The sequence below is a fragment of the Pseudomonas sp. TCU-HL1 genome (assembly GCF_001708505.1).
GTDB lineage: Bacteria > Pseudomonadota > Gammaproteobacteria > Pseudomonadales > Pseudomonadaceae > Metapseudomonas.
In genome coordinates, this window is record NZ_CP015992.1 from 3,871,894 (window position 1) to 3,890,989 (window position 19,096).

Here is a 19,096-nt window from a genome sequence, read left to right on the forward strand (position 1 = left end):
GAAGAGGATGAAGCACATGGGTTTTCTCGCCGGTAAGCGCGTACTGATCGTTGGCGTAGCCAGCAAACTGTCCATCGCATCGGGCATCGCTGCAGCCATGCATCGCGAAGGCGCCGAGCTCGCCTTCACCTACCAGAACGAAAAACTGAAGGGCCGCGTTGAAGAGTTCGCCGAAAGCTGGGGCTCCAATGCCGAGCTCTGCTTCCCCTGCGACGTGGCCAATGACGACGAGATCGCCGCGGTCTTCGAAGCCCTGGGCAAGAAGTGGGATGGTCTGGACTGCATCGTCCACTCCGTGGGCTTCGCCCCAGGCGACCAACTGGACGGCGACTTCACCGAAGTGACCACCCGCGACGGTTTCCGCATCGCCCACGACATCAGCGCCTACAGCTTCGTGGCCCTGGCCAAAGCAGGTCGCGAGCTGATGAAAGGCCGCAACGGCAGCCTGCTGACCCTGTCCTACCTGGGCGCCGAGCGCACCATGCCGAACTACAACGTCATGGGCATGGCCAAGGCCAGCCTTGAAGCAGGCGTTCGCTACCTGGCCGGCAGCCTCGGCCCGGAAGGCACCCGCGTCAACGCCATTTCCGCCGGCCCGATCCGCACCCTGGCGGCTTCCGGCATCAAGAGCTTCCGCAAGATGCTCGCAGCCAACGAGAAGCAAACTCCGCTGCGCCGCAACGTAACCATCGAAGAAGTCGGCAATGCCGGCGCCTTCCTGTGCTCGGACTTGGCGTCGGGCATCAGCGGCGAGATCATGTACGTCGACGGTGGCTTCAACACTACCGCCATGGGCAACATCGAAGACTGATAACCGCCCAGAACGAAAAAGCCCGCATTCATGCGGGCTTTTTTTTGTGCCCGGTCGGGCTGCGTTTCCCGTACGGTGGATCGCGCTCCATCAATCCACCATCGCAGCCATTGCGCGGTAAGCGTACGCCGAACTCACCTTGCGTGATTCAGGCAGGTATCCACTGATGCGGCAGCAGTTGATCGATCTCACTTGCCCGCTGCGTCGGCAGTCGTGTCAGCACATCCTTGAGATAGGCATACGGATCATGTCCGTTCATGCGGGCCGACTGGATCAGGCTCATGATCGCCGCCGCTCGTTTTCCGCTGCGTAGCGATCCGGCAAACAACCAGTTCGAGCGGCCTAGCGCCCATGGCCGAATCTGGTTCTCGACCGGATTATTGTCGATGGGCACAGCACCATCCTCGACATAGCGAGTCAGTGCCAGCCAGCGTTTGAGGCTGTAATCCAAGGCTTTCGCCGTTGCTGATCCGTTGGGCACCCGATCACGCTGGGCCAGCATCCAGTCATGCAGCGCGTCGAGGATCGGCGAAGCTTTTTCCTGCCGTATTCGCCCGCGTTCTTCATCGCTCATGTCCCGTGCTTGCCGTTCGATTTCGTACAAGCCGCCAATCGCGTGCAGTGCCTGTTCGGCCAGTTGGCTTTTGTTCGCCGCGTGAAGATCGAAGAACTTGCGGCGGGCGTGGGCCATGCAGCCGATTTCGGTGATGCCTTGCTCGAAACCGGCCTTGTAGCCAGCGAAGTCGTCGCAGACCAGCTTGCCATTCCACTGGCCGAGGAAGTTGCGCGCATGCTCGCCGGCACGACTGGGGCTGAAGTCGTAGACCACGGCTTTCAGATCGGCGAAGGGCGTGGTGCTGTAGGCCCAGACGTAAGCCCGATGGGTTTTCTTCTCGCCCGGCGCGAGCATTTGCACCGGGGTTTCGTCAGCATGGATCACGCGTTGGCCCAGCACGGCTTCGCGCAGTGCATCGACCAGCGGCTGGAGCTGCACGCCGGTTTGCCCGACCCACTGCGCCAGCGTCGAACGAGCGATAGCCAGGCCGGCACGGCCGAAGATCTTTTCCTGCCGGTACAGCGGCAGGTGGTCGGCGAATTTGGCCACCATCACGTGAGCCAGGAGGCCGGCGGTGGGGATGCCCTTGTCGATCACCTGGGCCGGCACTGGTGCCTGGATCAGTGTTTCGCACTGGCGACAGGCCCATTTCCCACGTACGTGCTGTTCGACGGTGAACACGCCCGGCGTGTAATCCAGCTTTTCGCTGACGTCTTCACCGATGCGTTGCAGCTGGCAGCCGCAGGCGCACTGGGTGGTGTCCGGTTCGTGATGGATCACGGTGCGCGGGAATTGCGCTGGCAGCGGTGTGCGCTTGGGCTGTTGGCGTGGTTCGGCTGGGGCAACCGTAGGATTGACGGCTTTCAGCTCGGCTTCGATGGCCATGATGTCGGTGTCGAGCAGGTCTTCCAGCAGGCTGCCCTGGTCAGGGCTCAGTTGCTCGCTGCGCTTGGCGAACTTGTGCCGCTTGAGGATGGCGATTTCGTGGGTGAGGTTCTCGATAACCGTTTGGTCGCGGTGGATCTTCTTACCCATCATGTCGACCTGCGTGAGCAGCTGCGCGGCCAGTGCGCGCAGCTGTTCAGGTGTCAGTTGGTCGAGATTGGGCGAGGCAGTCATGCCGCTGATTGTGCCAGAGCAGGCGGTCAGCGGAGATAAACCGATGGGCTAATGGCAGGTGCTACAGCACTGTGATCGCGCCGGCTGCACCGACCCGCTGCCAGGGTAGACCCAGTACCAAAGCCTGAAGTTGCTCGGTGCCGAGTTCGACTTCCGAGCCGTGCCGGATGCCCGGCCAGTGAAACTTGCCCTGGTTCAAGCGCCGCGTAGCCAGCCAGATACCCACGCCGTCATGCACCAGGACTTTCATGCGGTTGGCGCGGCGGTTGGCGAAGAGATAGGCGCAGTGCGGCTTCGCCGCACCGAACACGGCCACCACACGCGCCAACGCGGTGTCGGTACCGGCGCGCATGTCCATCGGCTCGGTGGCGAGCCAGATGGTATCGATGCGGATCACGGGGTGAGCCCACGCACAAAGCAGGCGCAGCCTTCAGGATCGGAGGCTGGCCATTTCACTGTGACCGCTTGCTCGCCAAGGGACAACTCAATGATTGCGAACGCCTCAGTTGTTCGTTTAGGCATGGCCCTCAATGGAACGAACGCCGGCAACGCCGCTGGTGGCTGATCTCGGTAAAGCGGCAGCCACTTGCGAATGACGTTGGCGTTGATGCCGTGGCTGATGGCAACGCTGGAGACGGTCGCACCGGGTTGCAGGCACTCCTGAACAACCTGGGCCTTGAACGGTTTGGGGTAAGAGCTTCGTTGGCGCATGGAAATCCCGGCGATAAGGGCTATCGCGTCCGCTTAAAAATACGCGGACACCATCGCCCTTAATGCTGGAGTTCGGAAGGTGACTTGGCTGGACGCTTACATTGCGCGGCGCCGATGGTGGATATGAAAAGCGATATCCCCCCTACCCAAAAGAAAAAGGCCGCATAAGCGGCCTTCTCCTTCAGCGAGTCAATCAGAAACGTTCGATCTTCGCCTTTTCTTCCAACTGGCGCCGGTAGGACGCAAAGTCCTGCTGACCGCTGCGCGAGGCCAGGAAGCGGCTGTACATCGCCTTCTCCTGCTCGGACAGCTTGGCGTCCGCGAGGTTGACGCCATTCAGGCGGATCACCACGTAGTCGCCGTTGTTCAGCTTCACGCCGGTGAACTCCGGCTTGTCCGCGGCAACCGGCTTGGGCATACGGAACAGCGCCTGCAACAGAACCGGATCGACCCCTTCCTGGCTGCGAGTGGCGGCTTCCACCACCTGCCAGGACTGACCATCCTGAGCCTGTTCGACCGGAGTCTTGCCTTCACGCAGGCTGGCCATCAGAGCATCGCCCTTGGTCTTGGCGGCCTCGCTGGCCTTCTGGGACAGCAGGTGCTGGCGGATACTGTCGCTGACCTTTTCCAGCCCAAGCTGCTCAGGCTTCTTGTGCTCTTTGACACGCAGGACGACAACGGTGTCGGGATCCAGCTCGATAGCGGAACTGTTGGCTCCGTCTTCCAGCACTTCCGGGCTGTAGGCAGCCTGCAGCACCTGACGGTTGGCAGTCAGGCCCTCACCACCTTCACGACCGAAGGGCGCACTGGTCTTCACTTCCAGGTTCAGCTCCTGGGCCGGCTGGGCCAGGTCGGACGCTTCGAAGGCAGCGTCTTCCAGTTCCTTGCTCACTTCGACGAAGCGCTGCTCCACTTGCTGGGCCTTGATGTCGTGCTCCAGCTTGGGCTTCAGGCTTTCGAAACTCGGAACCTCAGGCGCCTGCACGCCCAGCAGCTTGATCAGGTGCCAGCCGTACTGCGTACGCACCGGGGCCGAAACCTCGCCCTGCTTGAGCGCATACAGCGACTCTTCGAAGGCGGGTTCGTAAACGCCGGGCCCCGCGAAGCCCAGGTCACCACCGTTGGCAGCGGAGCCGGAGTCATCGGAGGACTCCTTGGCTAGTGCGGCGAAGTCCTCGCCCTTGTCCAGACGCTGCTTGATCTGCTCGATCTTGGCCTTGGCCTGCTCTTCGTTCAGCTTGTCATTGACCTCCACGAGGATGTGGGCGGCCTGACGCTGTTCGGCGAGGTTGCTGATCTCTTTCTGGTACTGAGCCTGAAGGTCTTCGTCCTTGGCCTCGACCTGACTGAAGAAGGCAGCCTTCTTCAGCTCCACGTACTCGACCACGACCTGCTCGGGACTCATGAACTGATCGACGTGACCGTCGTAGTACGCCTTGATCTCATCATCGGAGATGCTGACCGCAGCCGGATCGGCCTTCAGGGTCAGGGTCGCGAAGTCGCGGGTCTGCTTCTCGAGGCGGGCAAAGGCGTCAACCTCGGCGTCAGTCACGAAGCCGCTACCGGCCAGACCTGCACGCAGTTGGCCGATGAGCATTTCCTGCTCGAGCATTTGACGGAACTGCAGGCGGTTGTAGTTCATCTGCCGGATAACCTGATCAAAGCGATCGGCATTGAACTTGCCGTCCACCTGGAATTCCGGCGTCTGCAGGATGAGTTGGTCAATGGCGCTCTGGGAGAAGGCGAAATCAGCCTCCCCGGCGCCTTGCAGCAGGAGCTTGCGCTCGATCAGCCCCTTCAGCGCGGCTTCACGCAGCAGCTTGTCGTCAAGCAGCGAGGCGTCGAAATCCTTGCCCAGTTGCTGCTGCAACTGACGGCGCTGGAGGTTGACCGCTTCGGTCAGCTGATCCAGGCTGATTTCCTCACCATTGACCTCAGCCGCATTCTGGCGATTGCTGGTGGCATTGAAGATGGCGTCGAAACCGGTCAGAGCCAGCAGCGCGATGATGACGCCAATGATGGTTTTGGCAATCCACCCCTGTGAATTGTCCCTGATGTTCTGCAGCATGGGTCCCCCAGAAACGGCTGCATTGGGTCGCAACCGAGTAACGCGGGTAGAGTATCCGAATATGAGAAAGGCGCATCCTAGGATGCGCCTTCTCGTAGCTCGCGGGGCCTGAGATTCAATCTCTTTGGTGGTAGGAAGAAACCCTTCCCTTCCACCGCTCCGCTATCGGGCCAAGCTGAACCCAGCCCGGTCGGGCAGAGCCCGAAAGACGCTTAGTTGACGGCGTCTTTCAGAGCTTTGCCAGCTTTGAAGCCAGGGATCTTGGCAGCAGCGATCTTGATCGGCTTGCCAGTCTGCGGGTTGCGGCCAGTACGAGCAGCACGCTCTTTAACAGCGAAAGTACCGAAGCCAACCAGCACCACGGAGTCACCAGCCTTCAGAGCGCCAGTAACGGATTCGATAACTGCGTCCAGCGCGCGGCCAGCTACAGCTTTCGGGATGTCAGCAGATGCGGCGATAGCATCAATCAGTTCCGACTTGTTCACTCTTAAGTCCCCTTATTTCTGTTGAGTTGTTTCTTAATTTTTTGGTGTAAGCAAAGCGGGTGCTGGATGGCCTGCTAACACATAAGAGCCGCTTTATAACAAGGGCTCTAAAAATGTGTCAAGAAAGCCCCCCGGCTAATGCGTGCTGATTCGCTCCTTGGAATCAGACTCGCGCTTGTCATCCTTTGCAACCATCTCCGGAGCCGCATCGGGCAAGGGCTCCGGGGCGTATTGCAGCGCAATTTGCAGGACCTCGTCAATCCATTTAACGGGTTTAATCGCCAAGTCTTGCTTGATATTTTCGGGAATTTCTTTCAGATCGCGTACATTCTCTTCGGGAATGATCACGGTCTTGATTCCACCACGATGCGCGGCCAGTAATTTCTCTTTCAAGCCACCAATCGCGAGCACCTGACCACGCAGGGTGATTTCTCCGGTCATGGCCACATCGGCGCGAACCGGGATTTGTGTCATGGCCGAAACCAGCGCCGTGCACATGCCGATACCGGCACTGGGGCCATCCTTCGGAGTGGCGCCTTCAGGCATGTGAATGTGGATGTCACGCTTCTCATGGAAGTCCGCGGGAATCCCGAGGCTCTTCGCACGGCTACGGACCACGGTAAGGGCGGCCGTAATGGATTCGGCCATCACGTCACCCAACGAACCGGTCTTTGTCAGTTGCCCCTTGCCGGGAACGACCGCCGCCTCGATGGTCAGCAGTTCGCCGCCCACCTGGGTCCATGCAAGGCCGGTAACCTGACCGATCTGGTCCTGTTGTTCGGCCAGGCCGTAACGGTACTTGCGCACACCAAGGAAGTGTTCCAGGGACTCTGCAGTCACCTGCACCGCGAAACGCTTCTCGCGGGCATGCTCCTTCACCGCCTTGCGGCAGACCTTGGCGAGCTGACGCTCGAGGCTACGAACACCGGCCTCGCGGGTGTAGTAACGAATGATGTCGCGAATAGCGGCTTCATCGAATTCCAGCTCGCCCTTCTTCAGGCCATTGGCCTTGGTCTGCTTGGGAGCGAGGTACTTGACGGCGATGTTGACCTTCTCGTCCTCGGTGTAGCCCGGCAAACGGATCACTTCCATACGGTCCAGCAGCGGTGCCGGAATGTTCATGGAGTTGGCGGTGCAGAGGAACATCACATCCGAGAGGTCGTAATCGACTTCCAGGTAGTGGTCGTTGAAATTGTGGTTCTGCTCGGGGTCGAGCACTTCCAGCAGCGCGGACGCAGGATCACCGCGCATATCGCTGCCCATCTTGTCGATCTCGTCGAGCAGGAATAGCGGGTTGCGCACGCCGACCTTGGTCATCTTCTGGATCAGACGACCCGGCATGGAACCAATGTAGGTACGACGGTGACCGCGAATCTCGGCCTCGTCACGCACACCGCCCAAGGCCATACGCACGAACTTGCGATTGGTGGCATGTGCAATGGACTCGGCCAGCGAAGTCTTGCCGACACCGGGCGGGCCAACCAGACAGAGAACCGGGCCTTTGACCTTCTTCACGCGCTTCTGCACGGCAAGGTATTCGAGGATGCGTTCCTTGACCTCTTCCAGGCCGTAATGATCGGCGTCGAGGATGTCCTCGGCCTTCGCCAGATCCAGGCGAACCTTGCTCTCGGCCTTCCACGGCACATTGACCAGCCAATCGATATAGGAGCGCACCACAGTCGCTTCGGCGGACATCGGCGACATTTGCTTCAACTTGTTCAGCTCGGCATTGGCCTTGGCCAGCGCCTCCTTGGTCAGGCCGGCATTGTCGATACGCTTTTTCAGCTCCTCGACTTCGTTGTGCCCCTCATCGATGTCGCCCAGCTCTTTCTGAATGGCCTTCATCTGCTCATTCAGGTAGTACTCGCGCTGGCTGCGCTCCATCTGCTTCTTCACGCGACCACGAATGCGCTTCTCGACCTGCAGCAGGTCGATTTCGGCATCCAGCAACGCCAGGACGTGCTCGACACGCTCGGGCAGGTCGGTCAGTTCGAGGATTTCCTGCTTCTGCTCGATCTTCAGCGCCATGTGGGCAGCCATGGTATCCACCAGGCGACCCGGCTCATCGATGCTGTTCAGCGACGAAAGCACCTCGGACGGCACTTTCTTGCCCAGTTGAACATACTGTTCGAACTGGCTGAGCAGGCTACGGATAAAAACTTCAGATTCGCGTTCGCCTGCATCGATTTCGTCGATCAGGCTGACTTCCGCGCGGCAATGGCCGTCGACTTCAATGAAACGCTCGATGGCGCCGCGCTGCTCGCCCTCAACCAGTACCTTCACGGTGCCGTCGGGCAGCTTCAACAGCTGCAGCACGGTGGCGACGGTACCCATGCGATACAGGGCGTCTTCGCCCGGATCATCGTCGGCCGGGTTCTTCTGGGCAACCAGGAGGATCTGCTTGTCCCCCGTCATCGCGGCTTCGAGAGCCTCGATTGATTTCTCACGCCCCACGAAAAGGGGAATGACCATGTGCGGATAGACCACGACATCGCGCAATGGCAGGAGAGGTAATTCGGCAGTCGTATTCATGGTATCAGCTCTACGGCGGCCCTCGGGCCGTAAACAGATGGGAAAACCCTTGGCCCTAAGATGGGGTTAGGTCCGGGAAAAAACAAGCTTTAAGGCAGTAAATGCAAAGGGGCCCGCAGGCCCCTTTGTTTCATCAAGCGTCAGGCGCCGCCTTGGCAGGCTGCTCGTTGTTCTCGTAGAGCAACAGAGGCTTGGACGATCCTTCGATGACACTTTCGTCGATGACTACCTTGCTTACATCTGTTTGAGAGGGAATCTCATACATGGTGTCGAGCAGGATACCTTCGAGGATGGAGCGCAGGCCACGAGCACCGGTTTTGCGCTCCAGAGCCCGATGGGCAACGGCTTTCAGCGCATCCGGGCGGAACTCGAGGTCCACGCCTTCCATTTCGAAAAGCTTCGCGTACTGCTTGGTCAGCGCGTTCTTCGGCTCAGTGAGGATCTGCATCAGCGCAGCCTCATCCAGCTCGTCGAGGGTCGCGATGACCGGCAGACGCCCCACGAACTCAGGGATCAGGCCAAATTTCACCAGATCTTCGGGCTCCACTTCACGGAGGGCTTCGCCCACCTTCTTGCCCAGGTCCTTGCTACGAACCTCAGCATTGAAGCCGATGCCACCCCGGGTGGAACGGTTCTGGATCACTTTCTCCAGCCCCGCGAATGCACCACCGCAGATGAACAGGATGTTGCGGGTATCGACCTGCAGAAACTCCTGTTGCGGATGCTTGCGCCCGCCTTGCGGCGGTACCGAGGCAACGGTGCCCTCAATCAGTTTCAGCAGGGCTTGCTGCACGCCCTCGCCCGACACGTCCCGCGTGATGGACGGGTTGTCGGACTTGCGGGAAATCTTGTCGATCTCGTCAATGTAGACGATGCCCATCTGGGCCTTCTCGACATCGTAGTCGCACTTCTGCAGCAGCTTCTGGATGATGTTCTCGACGTCTTCACCCACATAGCCCGCCTCAGTGAGAGTCGTGGCATCGGCGATGGTGAAGGGAACATTGAGAAGACGAGCCAGGGTTTCAGCCAGCAGAGTCTTGCCCGAACCAGTGGGGCCGATCAGCAGGATGTTGCTCTTGCCCAGCTCGACGTCATCTTTCTTGTCGCGCTGGTTCAGGCGTTTGTAGTGGTTGTACACCGCTACCGCCAGCACTTTCTTCGCGCGCTCCTGACCAATAACGTACTGATCAAGGATGGTGCGAATTTCCTTGGGCGCAGGCAGTTTGTGCGCACTGCTCTCGGCCTGGGCTTCCTGCACCTCCTCGCGGATGATGTCGTTGCACAGGTCGACGCACTCGTCGCAGATAAAGACGGAGGGACCGGCAATCAGTTTGCGCACTTCGTGCTGGCTTTTGCCGCAGAAGGAGCAATAAAGCAGCTTGCCGTTGTCCTCGCCGTTGCGGGTGTCAGTCATTCGATCGATCCAATCGGGTAGGCTTGAAACACAAGATGAAGGCAAATGCGGGCATTTTCAACCCCGCGAAGCGGCCGGACTTTCTCCGGCCGCGGTCCTGCGGATGGTCTTAGCCCACGAGCTGGCGCTTGCTAAGCACCTGGTCGATCAGGCGATATTTGACCGCTTCGTCGCCGCTCATGAAGTTGTCACGATCGGTGTCGCGCGCAATCACATCAATCGGCTGGCCGGTGTGGTCGGCCAGGATCTTGTTCAGGCGCTCGCGAATGGTGAGGATTTCACGGGCATGGATTTCGATATCCGATGCCTGCCCCTGGAAACCACCCAGCGGCTGGTGAATCATCATGCGCGAGTGCGGCAGGCAGAATCGCTTGCCAGCAGCGCCACCAGCAAGCAGCAAGGCACCCATGCTGCAGGCCTGGCCAATGCAGAGCGTCGATACGTCGGGCTTGATGAACTGCATGGTGTCATAGATCGACATGCCCGCAGTGACCGAACCACCTGGGGAGTTGATGTAGAGCTGGATGTCCTTGTCGGGGTTCTCGGCCTCGAGGAACAGAAGCTGCGCCACCACCAGGTTCGCCATGTAGTCTTCTACCGGCCCCACCAGGAAGATCACGCGCTCCTTCAACAGGCGCGAGTAGATATCGTAAGCACGCTCGCCACGGGCGGACTGCTCGATCACCATCGGCACCAGACCGCCAGCGGCTTGGATGTCAGGCATTTGCTGCATAAAAGAATTGCGGGACATGTCCTGCGATCACTCCCTAATTAGATAGTCATGTCTCAAAGACGCATAAGCCAGCTCGGAGGCTGGCTTATGGTGTACTCGGAGGAGGTGTAGAAATCAGTCGGCTTTCGGAGCGTCTGCCGGCTTGACTGCCTCTTCGTAGGAAACCGCTTTATCGGTTACGTTGGCCTTCTGCAGGACAGTATCTACAACTTGCTCTTCCAGCACAACAGAACGAACTTCGTTCATCTGCTGGTCGTTCTTGTAGTACCAGGCCACGACTTGCTCGGGCTCCTGATAAGCGGAGGCCATCTCTTCAATCAGCTCGCGCACGCGGGCTTCGTCAGGCTTGAGTTCGAACTGCTTGACGACCTCAGCGACGATCAGACCCAGGACCACACGACGCTTGGCTTGTTCTTCGAACAGCTCGGCCGGCAGTTGGTCAGGGTTGATGTTGCCGCCGAACTGCTGAACAGCTTGCACGCGCAGGCGGTTCACTTCGTTGCCGATCAGGGCCTTCGGCACTTCAACCGGGTTGGCAGCCAGCAGGCCGTCCATTACCTGGTTCTTCACCTTGGACTTGGTGGCCTGGCGCAGTTCACGCTCCATGTTCTTGCGAACTTCGGCGCGGAAACCTTCGAGACCGCCCTCCTTGATACCGAACAGGGAGAAGAACTCATCGTTCAGTTCCGGCAGTTGCGGAGCGGAAACGCTGTTGACGGTCACGGTAAACTCGGCGGTCTTACCAGCCAGGTCCAGGTTCTGGTAATCAGCCGGGAAAGTCGGGTTGATCACACGCTCCTCACCGGCCTTGACGCCAACCAGCGCCTCTTCGAAGCCTGGGATCATGCGGCCGGAGCCCAGCACCAGCGGAGTGCCCTTGGCGGAACCACCAGCAAAGGCTTCGCCGTCGATCTTGCCAACGAAATCGATGTTCAGCTGGTCGCCGTTCTCGGCTGCACGCGCGACGGCCTCGAAGCGGGTGTTCTGCTTGCGCAGGATGTCCAGCATGTTGTCAACGTCAGCGTCACCCACTTCGGCCTGCAGGCGCTCGATGGCGATGCCGTCGAAGCCAGCCACCTGGAACTCGGGGAACACTTCGAAAGTGGCGATGTATTCCAGATCCTTGCCCTTCTCGAACACTTTCGGCTCGACGGCCGGCGTGCCAGCAGGGTTCAGCTTCTGCTCGACAACGGCCTCATAGAAGGAAGACTGGATCAGGTCGCCCAGAACTTCCTGACGAGCGGAGTCTTCGAAGCGCTGACGAATGACGCTCATCGGAACCTTGCCCGGACGGAAGCCGGCAACCTTGGCGCGGCGGGCAGTCTGCTGCAGGCGCTTGGTCACTTCGTTCTCGACGCGCTCGGCCGGCACGCCGATGGTCATGCGGCGCTCAAGAGCGGAGGTGCTTTCTACAGAAACTTGCATGGATAATCCTCGTTGCACAGACATAAGCCGGGCGTTCCGGCCCCAGAATCAAGGGCATGCATTCTAGTGGGTCGATTTACAGAAGTCACCCGCCAGAAACAGCCAGCAAATCGAAGGGATAGAAGAAAGGGAAATCAGGATGTGTCAGGCGGCAGGCAACGGCCCGAATCCCCCGCGCCGCAGCCTCTCACCAAGCCGGAAATGAAAACGCCGGGCAACAAGCCCGGCGCTTTCATGAATATGGGGTGGACGATGGGAATCGAACCCACGACACCAGGAGCCACAATCCTGTGCTCTACCAACTGAGCTACGCCCACCATATTACGCATTTGCCGACTTTCATCGGCAGCGGAAGCCACTGGGGCCACCACGTTACAACCAGAGTCGCCAAGAACCCGCGGAACATCCACTATTCAGCACGACTCGAACATCATGGTGCGGACGGAGAGACTCGAACTCTCACGCCTTGCGGCGCTGGAACCTAAATCCAGTGTGTCTACCAATTCCACCACGTCCGCGAGAGGCAGCGCTTGAAACGAAAACGCCAGGCACTCGGCCTGGCGCTCTCTCGAATATGGGGTGGACGATGGGAATCGAACCCACGACACCAGGAGCCACAATCCTGTGCTCTACCAACTGAGCTACGCCCACCATATTACGCATTGCTTGCGCCAAATGTGCCAAATGGCACGCCCGGCAGGACTCGAACCTGCGACCATCCGCTTAGAAGGCGGATGCTCTATCCAGCTGAGCTACGGGCGCTTATATCTGCGAGCAGACTATAAAGCTTTGGCCTGGACTGGATCACCTGGATCCACCCCTGCCATCTTACCCAGCGACAGGCTGTGCTCGACAAGCGGGGCGCATGTTATAGCCAGCCCCACCCCTCGTCAACAGGAAAATTGAAAAAAATCAGAAAGATAAAGGAGTTACGGGAAAATGCTGACCAGCCGCCTTTGCCCGACCGCCCCTCCATGCGAGAATACGCGCCCTTTTTAGCCCTTCCCGATGGTTAATCTAGCGTCATGACCGCACAACTGATCGACGGCAAAACGATCGCCGCCCGCCTCCGCCAACAGATAGCCCAACGTGTCGCCGAGCGGCGCCAGCAAGGGCTGCGAGTCCCCGGCCTCGCGGTTATCCTGGTCGGCAGCGATCCCGCCTCCCAGGTCTACGTCGCGCACAAGCGCAAGGACTGCGAGGAAGTCGGCTTCTTGTCCCAGGCTCATGACCTGCCCGCCAGCACCAGCCAGGCTGAGCTGCTGGCATTGATCGACCGCCTTAATGAAGACCCCGCCATCGATGGCATCCTGGTCCAACTGCCGCTGCCGGATCACCTCGATGCGTCGCAACTCCTGGAGCGCATCCACCCCGACAAGGACGTGGACGGTTTCCATCCTTATAACGTTGGCCGCCTGGCCCAGCGCATCCCCCTGCTTCGCCCCTGCACGCCCAAGGGCATCATGGCCCTACTGGAAAGCACTGGCGCAGATCTCTACGGAATGAATGCCGTTATAGTCGGCGCATCCAACATCGTCGGCCGCCCCATGGCGCTGGAGCTGCTGTTGGCCGGTTGCACCGTGACCGTCACCCATCGATTCACCAGGGATCTGGCTGGCCACGTCGGCAATGCCGACCTGGTAGTGGTCGCCGCCGGCAAGCCGGGCCTGGTGAAGGGCGAATGGATCAAGCCCGGCGCGATCGTCATTGATGTCGGCATCAACCGCCAGAACGACGGCAAGCTGGTAGGCGACGTGGAGTATGACGTGGCCGCGCAACGCGCCAGCTGGATCACCCCGGTACCCGGCGGCGTAGGCCCAATGACACGAGCCTGCCTGCTGGAAAACACGCTGTACGCCGCGGAAACGCTTCACGCTTGAGGCGACGAAAATAAAAAAGGCCGCATCTAGCGGCCTTTTTCATTGGACAATCCGACTCAGTCAGCCAGACGCCAGGTGGTACCACCCTTACCGTCTTCCAGCACAACGCCCATGGTGCCTAACTGGTCACGAATGCGATCGGATTCGGCCCAATTCTTATCCGCACGCGCCTGCAGGCGCGCCTGGATCAGCGCCTCGACCTCTGCTGCATCGATCTTGCCCTCGGCACCCGCGCGCAGGAACGCGTCAGGCTCCAGTTGCAGTACGCCAAGCAGGCCGGCCAGCACCTTGAGCTGCGCCGCCAGGGCAGCGGCGGCCGGCAGGTCGCCATCACGCAGACGGTTCACTTCGCGCACCATCTCGAAGAGCACGGCGCAGGCTTCCGGACTGTTGAAGTCGTCATCCATGGCTGCCGCGAAGCGCTCGACGAACTCATCGCCCCCCGCCGGAACAGCGTCGGGCAGGCCACGCAGGGCGTGGTAGAAACGTTCCAGAGCGCCCTTGGCTTCCTTGAGGCTTTCTTCGGAATAGTTGATCGGGCTTCGGTAGTGGCTGGATACCAACAGGTAGCGCACCACTTCCGGGTGATACTTTTCCAGCACCTCACGAATAGTGAAGAAGTTACCCAGGGACTTGGACATCTTCTCGCCATCCACGCGCACTGCGCCGGCATGCATCCAGGCATTGGCGTAGAGCTTGCCGGTGGCCGCCTCGCTCTGGGCGATCTCGTTTTCGTGGTGCGGGAAGACCAGGTCCGGACCGCCGCCGTGAATGTCGAAGGTCTCACCCAGGCAGCAGGTGGACATCACCGAGCATTCGATGTGCCAGCCCGGACGGCCAGCACCCCAGGGGGACTCCCAGCTCGGCTCGCCCGGCTTGGCCCCCTTCCAGAGCACGAAGTCCAGCGGGTCTTCCTTGATTTCATCCACTTCGATGCGCGCGCCGATCTTCAGCTCGTCAATCTTGCGCCGCGATAGCTTGCCGTAACCTTCGAACTTGCCGACGCGGTAGTACACGTCGCCGTTGCCCGGAGCGTAGGCGAACCCCTTGTCGATCAGGGTCTGGATCATCTCGTGCATGCCGGCGATGTGGCCCGTGGCACGCGGTTCGATGTCAGGACGCAGCACGGAGAGGCGCGCCTCATCCTCGTGCATCGCCGCGATCATGCGCTCCACCAGCGCCTCGAACGGCTCGCCGTTCTCATTGGCACGACGAATGATCTTGTCGTCGATGTCAGTGATGTTGCGCACATAGGTGAGGTCGTAATCACGGTGGCGCAACCAGCGCGCCACCACGTCGAAAGCCACCATCACACGGGCATGGCCAATGTGGCAGAAGTCATAGACGGTCATGCCACAGACGTACATGCGCACCTGATTGCCGACCAGCGGCTTCAGCGGCTCCTTGATCTTGCTGAGGGTGTTGTAGATCGACAGCGTCATCATTGGCCCCAGGAATCGCGCAGGGTCACGGTGCGGTTGAACACCGGCTTGCCTGGCTGGGTCTCTTTCAGGTCGGCAACGAAGTAACCCTCGCGCTCGAACTGGAAGCGATCTTCGGGCCGCGCCTGGGCCAGCGACGGTTCGGCACGGCAACCGCTCAGCACCTGCAGGGAGCCCGGATTGATGTTATCGAGGAAGCTACCACCCTCCTCCGACTTTTCAGGATTCGGCGAGCGGAACAGACGATCATACAGGCGGACTTCGCACTCCACGCTACCTTCCGCCGGGACCCAATGGATCACGCCCTTGACCTTGCGGCCCTCAGGGTTCTTGCCCAAGGTATCCGGGTCGTAGCTGCAGCGCAGTTCAACGATGTCGCCATCGGCATCCTTGATCGCTTCATCGGCACGGATCACGTAGCTACCGCGCAGACGCACTTCGCCGCCGGGGATCAGGCGCTTGAAACCAGCCGGCGGTACTTCCTCGAAGTCGCCGGCATCGATGTACAGCTCGCGAGCGAACGGCAGGACGCGCACACCCATGTCTTCCTTCGGATGGCGCGGCAGCTCCAGGTTTTCCACCTGACCTTCCGGGTAGTTGGTGATCACCACCTTCAGCGGCTTGAGCACGCACATGGCGCGCGGCGCGGTGGCGTCCAGATGATCGCGGATGCTGAACTCGAGCATGCCGATATCGACCACACCGCTGGCGCGGTTCACGCCGATCATCTCGCAGAAGTTGCGGATGGATTCCGGGGTATAGCCGCGACGACGATAACCGGACAGGGTCGACATGCGTGGGTCATCCCAACCACTCACATGACCTTCATCCACCAGTTGCTTGAGCTTGCGCTTGCTGGTGATGGTGTAGTTCAGGTTCAGGCGCGAGAACTCATACTGGCGCGGCTGTGCCGAAACGGGGAGGTTTTCTAGGAACCATTCGTAAAGCGGGCGATGGTCCTCGAACTCCAGGGTGCAGATGGAGTGGGTAATGCCCTCGATGGCGTCCGACTGACCGTGGGTGAAGTCATAACTCGGGTAGATGCACCACTTGTCGCCCGTCTGGTGGTGATGGGCGTGGCGAATGCGATAGAGAATCGGGTCGCGCAGGTTCATGTTCGGCGAAGTCATGTCGATCTTCGCGCGCAGGGAACGGGTGCCGTCCGGGAATTCGCCAGCCTTCATACGGGCAAACAAGTCCAGGTTCTCGTCCACGGAGCGGTCACGGAACGGACTGTTCTTGCCCGGCTCTGTGAGGGTGCCGCGGTACGCACGCATGTCGTGCGGAGACAGGTCGCAGACGAAGGCCTTGCCGGCCTTGATCAGCTCGACAGCCCAGTCATGCAACTGGTCGAAATAGTTGGAGGCGTAGCGCACCTCGCCGGCCCACTGGAAGCCCAGCCACTTCACATCGCTCTCGATGGCGTCGATGTACTCCTGATCTTCCTTCGCCGGGTTGGTGTCGTCGAAGCGCAGATGGCAGTCACCGCCGAACTCCCTGGCCAGGCCGAAGTTCAGGCAGATCGACTTCGCGTGACCGATGTGCAGATAGCCGTTGGGCTCCGGCGGGAAACGGGTGACGATCTTGGTGTGCTTGCCGGCGTCCAGGTCCGCCTGGACGATCTGGCGCAGGAAGTTGGAAGCGGCGGGAGTCTCTGGCTTGCTCATGGGGTCCTTAAGTCTAGCTGGTGCACGGCTCAGGGTAGGCCGGCCAAATCAAAGCGCTTATCATAGCCGAAGCTGTCAATCCCCTGACAGGCCTTGGATTTCTCGATAGAGCGAATAGCCCAATGATCAAGCTGCATACCAACCATGGCGTCATCACCCTGCAACTCTTCGAAGACAAAGCCCCGGAATCCGCGGCCAACTTCAAGGAGTACGTGAAGGCCGGCCATTACGACGGCACCATCTTCCACCGCGTGATCGGCAACTTCATGATCCAGGGCGGCGGTTTCGAGCCGGGCATGAAGCAGAAGTCCACCCGCGCCCCGATCAAGAACGAGGCGAACAACGGCCTGTCCAACAAGGTCGGCACCGTCGCCATGGCCCGCACCATGGAACCGCACTCGGCGTCCGCGCAGTTCTTCATCAACGTCGCTGACAACACCTTCCTGAACCACAGCGCGCCCACCGTCCAGGGCTGGGGCTACGCGGTATTCGGAGAAGTGGTCGAAGGCATGGACGTGGTCAACAAGATCAAAGGCGTGGCCACCACCATGAAATCCGGCCACCAGGACGTTCCGGTCGATGACGTGATCATCGAGAAGGCCGAGATCGCCGAGTGATACTGCTGATCTCCGATCTGCATCTCGAAGAGGAACGCCCGGATATCACCCGGGCGTTTCTTCATTTCCTGCAGACCCGCGCCCCGCGCGCTGAAGCCCTGTACATACTTGGCGACTTCTTCGAAGCCTGGATCGGCGACGACGCCATGACGCCCTTCCAGCACTTGATCGCCCAGGCCCTGCGCACACTGGCCAACAGCGGCACGCGCATCTTCCTGATGCACGGCAACCGCGACTTCATGATTGGCCGCGCGTTCTGCCGCGAGGCCGGCTGCACCCTGCTGCCGGACCCAAGCCTGGTGCAGATGAACGGCGAGCCGGTGCTGCTGATGCACGGCGACAGCCTATGCACCCAGGACGCAGCCTACATGCGCCTGCGCCGCTGGCTACGCAACCCGATCAGCCTGTTCATCCTGCGCAACCTGCCCCTGGCAACCCGCCACCAGCTGGCGCGCAAACTGCGCAAGGAAAGCCGGATGCAGACCCGGCAGAAAGCCCTGGAAATCACTGACGTCACGCCGACTGAAATACCGCGCATTCTCCGCGAGCATGGCGTCAGGACCCTGATCCACGGGCACACCCACCGCCCTGCCGAGCACGCGCTGGACCTTGACGGAAAACCTGCCCGACGCATCGTCCTGGGTGATTGGGACCACCAGGGCTGGGCATTGCAGGTGGATGCGCAGGGCTTCGTTCAGACGCCCTTCCCCCTCGCCTGAAGCTTCCTGCGAGAAACGCCTCGCAGGTCGACCTGCCGTAGGGTGCGCCATGTGCACCGGTTTGGCGTCAGATGAGGGACAATCGTGGCCCAAATACCGCTGATGCGCGCGACGCACCCTACAAACGCCCATCCTCCTTGCGCGCCCCCGCCTCTCTCGAGGTCGTAACAGGCAGGGCCGGTTGCTCATGACCACGTCCTAACCAAGCTCAAATGAAAAAGCGCCCCGTGGAGCGCTTTTTTTGTGTCCGTCAGGCGGGTATGCCGCTGTGGAAGCGGAACTCCTGGTCTGGCGACTCGATCAGCTCTCGCTCGGCCAGCCTCACCTTCTCGATGGTGCGCTCCACGTCCTGCGCCTCACCGTATGCATAGGCGAGCTTCAGGTAACCCTGGTAATGCCGGGACTCACTCTTGAGCAGGCCGCCGTAGAACTTGCCCAGTTCTTCGTCGAGATGCGGCACCAGCGCTTCGAAACGCTCACAAGAACGCGCCTCGATAAAAGCCCCCACCACCAGCGTATCCACCAGTTTGTAAGGCTCGTGGTTGCGCACCAGCTTGCGCAGGCCGGAGGCATAGCGGGAGGCCGAGACGGGCTTAAGGTCGATCTTGCGGCGCTTCATGATGCGCAACACCTGCTCGTGATGAACCAACTCTTCGCGGGCCAGGCGCGACATGAAGTTGATCAGATCCAGTTGCGTGGCGTACTTGGCCATCAGCGCCATCGCTGTGGAGGCCGCCTTGTACTCATTATTCTTATGGTCGATCAGCAGCGTTTCCTGATCGGCCAACGCCGCCGCCACCCAGGCGTCGGGGGTTCGGCAACTAAGGAATTCATGGATTTCAGGCAGGTTCACAGGCAAGTCTCGTCATGCTGGGCGCCGCGCTGGCCGGCCCCCCGAAGGCGGAGCATTATACGAA

Annotated in this window: 16 protein-coding genes and 4 tRNA genes; 4 read left to right on the forward strand and 16 right to left on the reverse strand. The window is 60.3% G+C overall.

Annotated features, from left to right (window positions below):
* Positions 1-16 precede the first annotated feature (16 nt).
* On the forward strand, positions 17-811 hold the full coding sequence (gene fabI / locus THL1_RS17955) for an enoyl-ACP reductase FabI (protein WP_069084492.1): 795 nt from the start codon (positions 17-19) through the stop codon (positions 809-811).
* Positions 812-959: 148 nt separating this feature from the next.
* Here fabI and tnpC read toward each other — a convergent pair whose 3' ends face one another.
* The 13 genes from tnpC to THL1_RS18020 all read right to left on the reverse strand — a co-directional run bounded on the left by tnpC (position 960) and on the right by THL1_RS18020 (position 12,616).
* Positions 960-2,486: an IS66 family transposase gene (gene tnpC / locus THL1_RS17960; protein WP_069081355.1), complete on the reverse strand. Its 1,527-nt coding sequence runs from the start codon at positions 2,484-2,486 to the stop codon at positions 960-962.
* A 61-nt stretch (positions 2,487-2,547) separates the two neighbouring features.
* Positions 2,548-2,883: an IS66 family insertion sequence element accessory protein TnpB gene (tnpB, locus tag THL1_RS30770; RefSeq protein WP_069081356.1), complete on the reverse strand. Its 336-nt coding sequence runs from the start codon at positions 2,881-2,883 to the stop codon at positions 2,548-2,550.
* Positions 2,880-3,197: an IS66-like element accessory protein TnpA gene (gene tnpA, locus THL1_RS17970; RefSeq protein ID WP_069081357.1), complete on the reverse strand. Its 318-nt coding sequence runs from the start codon at positions 3,195-3,197 to the stop codon at positions 2,880-2,882. The genes tnpB and tnpA overlap by 4 nt, the downstream gene beginning before the upstream one ends.
* A gap of 193 nt (positions 3,198-3,390) precedes the next feature.
* Positions 3,391-5,265 carry a SurA N-terminal domain-containing protein gene (locus THL1_RS17975; RefSeq protein WP_069084493.1) on the reverse strand — a complete coding sequence of 625 codons (1,875 nt, stop codon included), beginning with the start codon at positions 5,263-5,265 and terminating at the stop codon, positions 3,391-3,393.
* Between the two features lie 212 nt (positions 5,266-5,477).
* Positions 5,478-5,750 carry a nucleoid-associated protein HU-beta gene (hupB, locus tag THL1_RS17980; RefSeq protein WP_003087931.1) on the reverse strand — a complete coding sequence of 91 codons (273 nt, stop codon included), beginning with the start codon at positions 5,748-5,750 and terminating at the stop codon, positions 5,478-5,480.
* Positions 5,751-5,885: 135 nt separating this feature from the next.
* A complete protein-coding gene (gene lon, locus THL1_RS17985) occupies positions 5,886-8,282 on the reverse strand; it encodes an endopeptidase La (RefSeq protein WP_069084494.1) in 2,397 nt (798 codons plus the stop codon).
* 133 nt (positions 8,283-8,415) lie between these two features.
* The gene (gene clpX, locus THL1_RS17990) at positions 8,416-9,696 is read right to left on the reverse strand and encodes an ATP-dependent Clp protease ATP-binding subunit ClpX (protein WP_069084495.1); all 1,281 of its coding nucleotides are present in this window, start codon (positions 9,694-9,696) and stop codon (positions 8,416-8,418) included.
* 109 nt (positions 9,697-9,805) lie between these two features.
* Positions 9,806-10,447 (reverse strand): ATP-dependent Clp endopeptidase proteolytic subunit ClpP, encoded by a 642-nt coding sequence (gene clpP, locus THL1_RS17995; protein WP_069084496.1) that lies wholly within the window; start codon positions 10,445-10,447, stop codon positions 9,806-9,808.
* A 96-nt stretch (positions 10,448-10,543) separates the two neighbouring features.
* Entirely contained in the window at positions 10,544-11,854 is a 1,311-nt protein-coding gene (tig, locus tag THL1_RS18000; protein ID WP_069084497.1) for a trigger factor, read from the reverse strand.
* A 241-nt stretch (positions 11,855-12,095) separates the two neighbouring features.
* Positions 12,096-12,171: transfer RNA gene (locus THL1_RS18005), tRNA-His, on the reverse strand.
* 116 nt (positions 12,172-12,287) lie between these two features.
* Positions 12,288-12,372, reverse strand: a tRNA-Leu gene (locus THL1_RS18010).
* A 57-nt stretch (positions 12,373-12,429) separates the two neighbouring features.
* A tRNA-His gene (locus tag THL1_RS18015) sits at positions 12,430-12,505 on the reverse strand.
* Between the two features lie 34 nt (positions 12,506-12,539).
* A tRNA-Arg gene (locus THL1_RS18020) sits at positions 12,540-12,616 on the reverse strand.
* A 263-nt stretch (positions 12,617-12,879) separates the two neighbouring features.
* On the opposite strand from THL1_RS18020, the gene folD reads away from it, so the two are divergent.
* Complete coding sequence (folD, locus tag THL1_RS18025; protein WP_069084498.1) at positions 12,880-13,734, forward strand: bifunctional methylenetetrahydrofolate dehydrogenase/methenyltetrahydrofolate cyclohydrolase FolD; 855 nt, start codon at positions 12,880-12,882, stop codon at positions 13,732-13,734.
* A 56-nt stretch (positions 13,735-13,790) separates the two neighbouring features.
* Here the strand turns inward: folD and cysS are convergent, their stop codons facing one another.
* On the reverse strand, positions 13,791-15,176 hold the full coding sequence (gene cysS, locus THL1_RS18030; protein WP_069084499.1) for a cysteine--tRNA ligase: 1,386 nt from the start codon (positions 15,174-15,176) through the stop codon (positions 13,791-13,793).
* Positions 15,176-16,843 carry a glutamine--tRNA ligase/YqeY domain fusion protein gene (locus tag THL1_RS18035; RefSeq protein WP_069084500.1) on the reverse strand — a complete coding sequence of 556 codons (1,668 nt, stop codon included), beginning with the start codon at positions 16,841-16,843 and terminating at the stop codon, positions 15,176-15,178. Before THL1_RS18035 ends, cysS begins: the two co-directional genes overlap by 1 nt.
* 122 nt (positions 16,844-16,965) lie before the next feature.
* On the opposite strand from THL1_RS18035, the gene THL1_RS18040 reads away from it, so the two are divergent.
* Together THL1_RS18040 and lpxH are read left to right on the forward strand one after the other, a co-directional pair.
* The gene (locus tag THL1_RS18040; RefSeq protein ID WP_069084501.1) at positions 16,966-17,460 is read left to right on the forward strand and encodes a peptidylprolyl isomerase; all 495 of its coding nucleotides are present in this window, start codon (positions 16,966-16,968) and stop codon (positions 17,458-17,460) included.
* The gene (gene lpxH, locus THL1_RS18045; RefSeq protein ID WP_069084502.1) at positions 17,457-18,179 is read left to right on the forward strand and encodes a UDP-2,3-diacylglucosamine diphosphatase; all 723 of its coding nucleotides are present in this window, start codon (positions 17,457-17,459) and stop codon (positions 18,177-18,179) included. The genes THL1_RS18040 and lpxH overlap by 4 nt, the downstream gene beginning before the upstream one ends.
* Positions 18,180-18,429: 250 nt before the next feature.
* On the opposite strand, the gene THL1_RS18050 is transcribed toward lpxH, so the two are convergent.
* Positions 18,430-19,032, reverse strand: a complete 603-nt coding sequence (locus THL1_RS18050) for a tRNA-(ms[2]io[6]A)-hydroxylase (RefSeq protein ID WP_069084503.1) — start codon at positions 19,030-19,032, stop codon at positions 18,430-18,432.
* Positions 19,033-19,096 lie beyond the last annotated feature (64 nt).

Coding starts and splice junctions, on each gene's coding strand:
- fabI (WP_069084492.1), top strand. CDS start 17: ATGGGTTTTCTCGCCGGTAAGCGCGTACTGATCGTTGGCGTAGCCAGC.
- tnpC (WP_069081355.1), bottom strand. CDS start 2,486: ATGACTGCCTCGCCCAATCTCGACCAACTGACACCTGAACAGCTGCGC.
- tnpA (WP_069081357.1), bottom strand. CDS start 3,197: ATGCGCCAACGAAGCTCTTACCCCAAACCGTTCAAGGCCCAGGTTGTT.
- THL1_RS17975 (WP_069084493.1), bottom strand. CDS start 5,265: ATGCTGCAGAACATCAGGGACAATTCACAGGGGTGGATTGCCAAAACC.
- lon (WP_069084494.1), bottom strand. CDS start 8,282: ATGAATACGACTGCCGAATTACCTCTCCTGCCATTGCGCGATGTCGTG.
- clpX (WP_069084495.1), bottom strand. CDS start 9,696: ATGACTGACACCCGCAACGGCGAGGACAACGGCAAGCTGCTTTATTGC.
- clpP (WP_069084496.1), bottom strand. CDS start 10,447: ATGTCCCGCAATTCTTTTATGCAGCAAATGCCTGACATCCAAGCCGCT.
- tig (WP_069084497.1), bottom strand. CDS start 11,854: ATGCAAGTTTCTGTAGAAAGCACCTCCGCTCTTGAGCGCCGCATGACC.
- folD (WP_069084498.1), top strand. CDS start 12,880: ATGACCGCACAACTGATCGACGGCAAAACGATCGCCGCCCGCCTCCGC.
- cysS (WP_069084499.1), bottom strand. CDS start 15,176: ATGACGCTGTCGATCTACAACACCCTCAGCAAGATCAAGGAGCCGCTG.
- THL1_RS18035 (WP_069084500.1), bottom strand. CDS start 16,843: ATGAGCAAGCCAGAGACTCCCGCCGCTTCCAACTTCCTGCGCCAGATC.
- THL1_RS18040 (WP_069084501.1), top strand. CDS start 16,966: ATGATCAAGCTGCATACCAACCATGGCGTCATCACCCTGCAACTCTTC.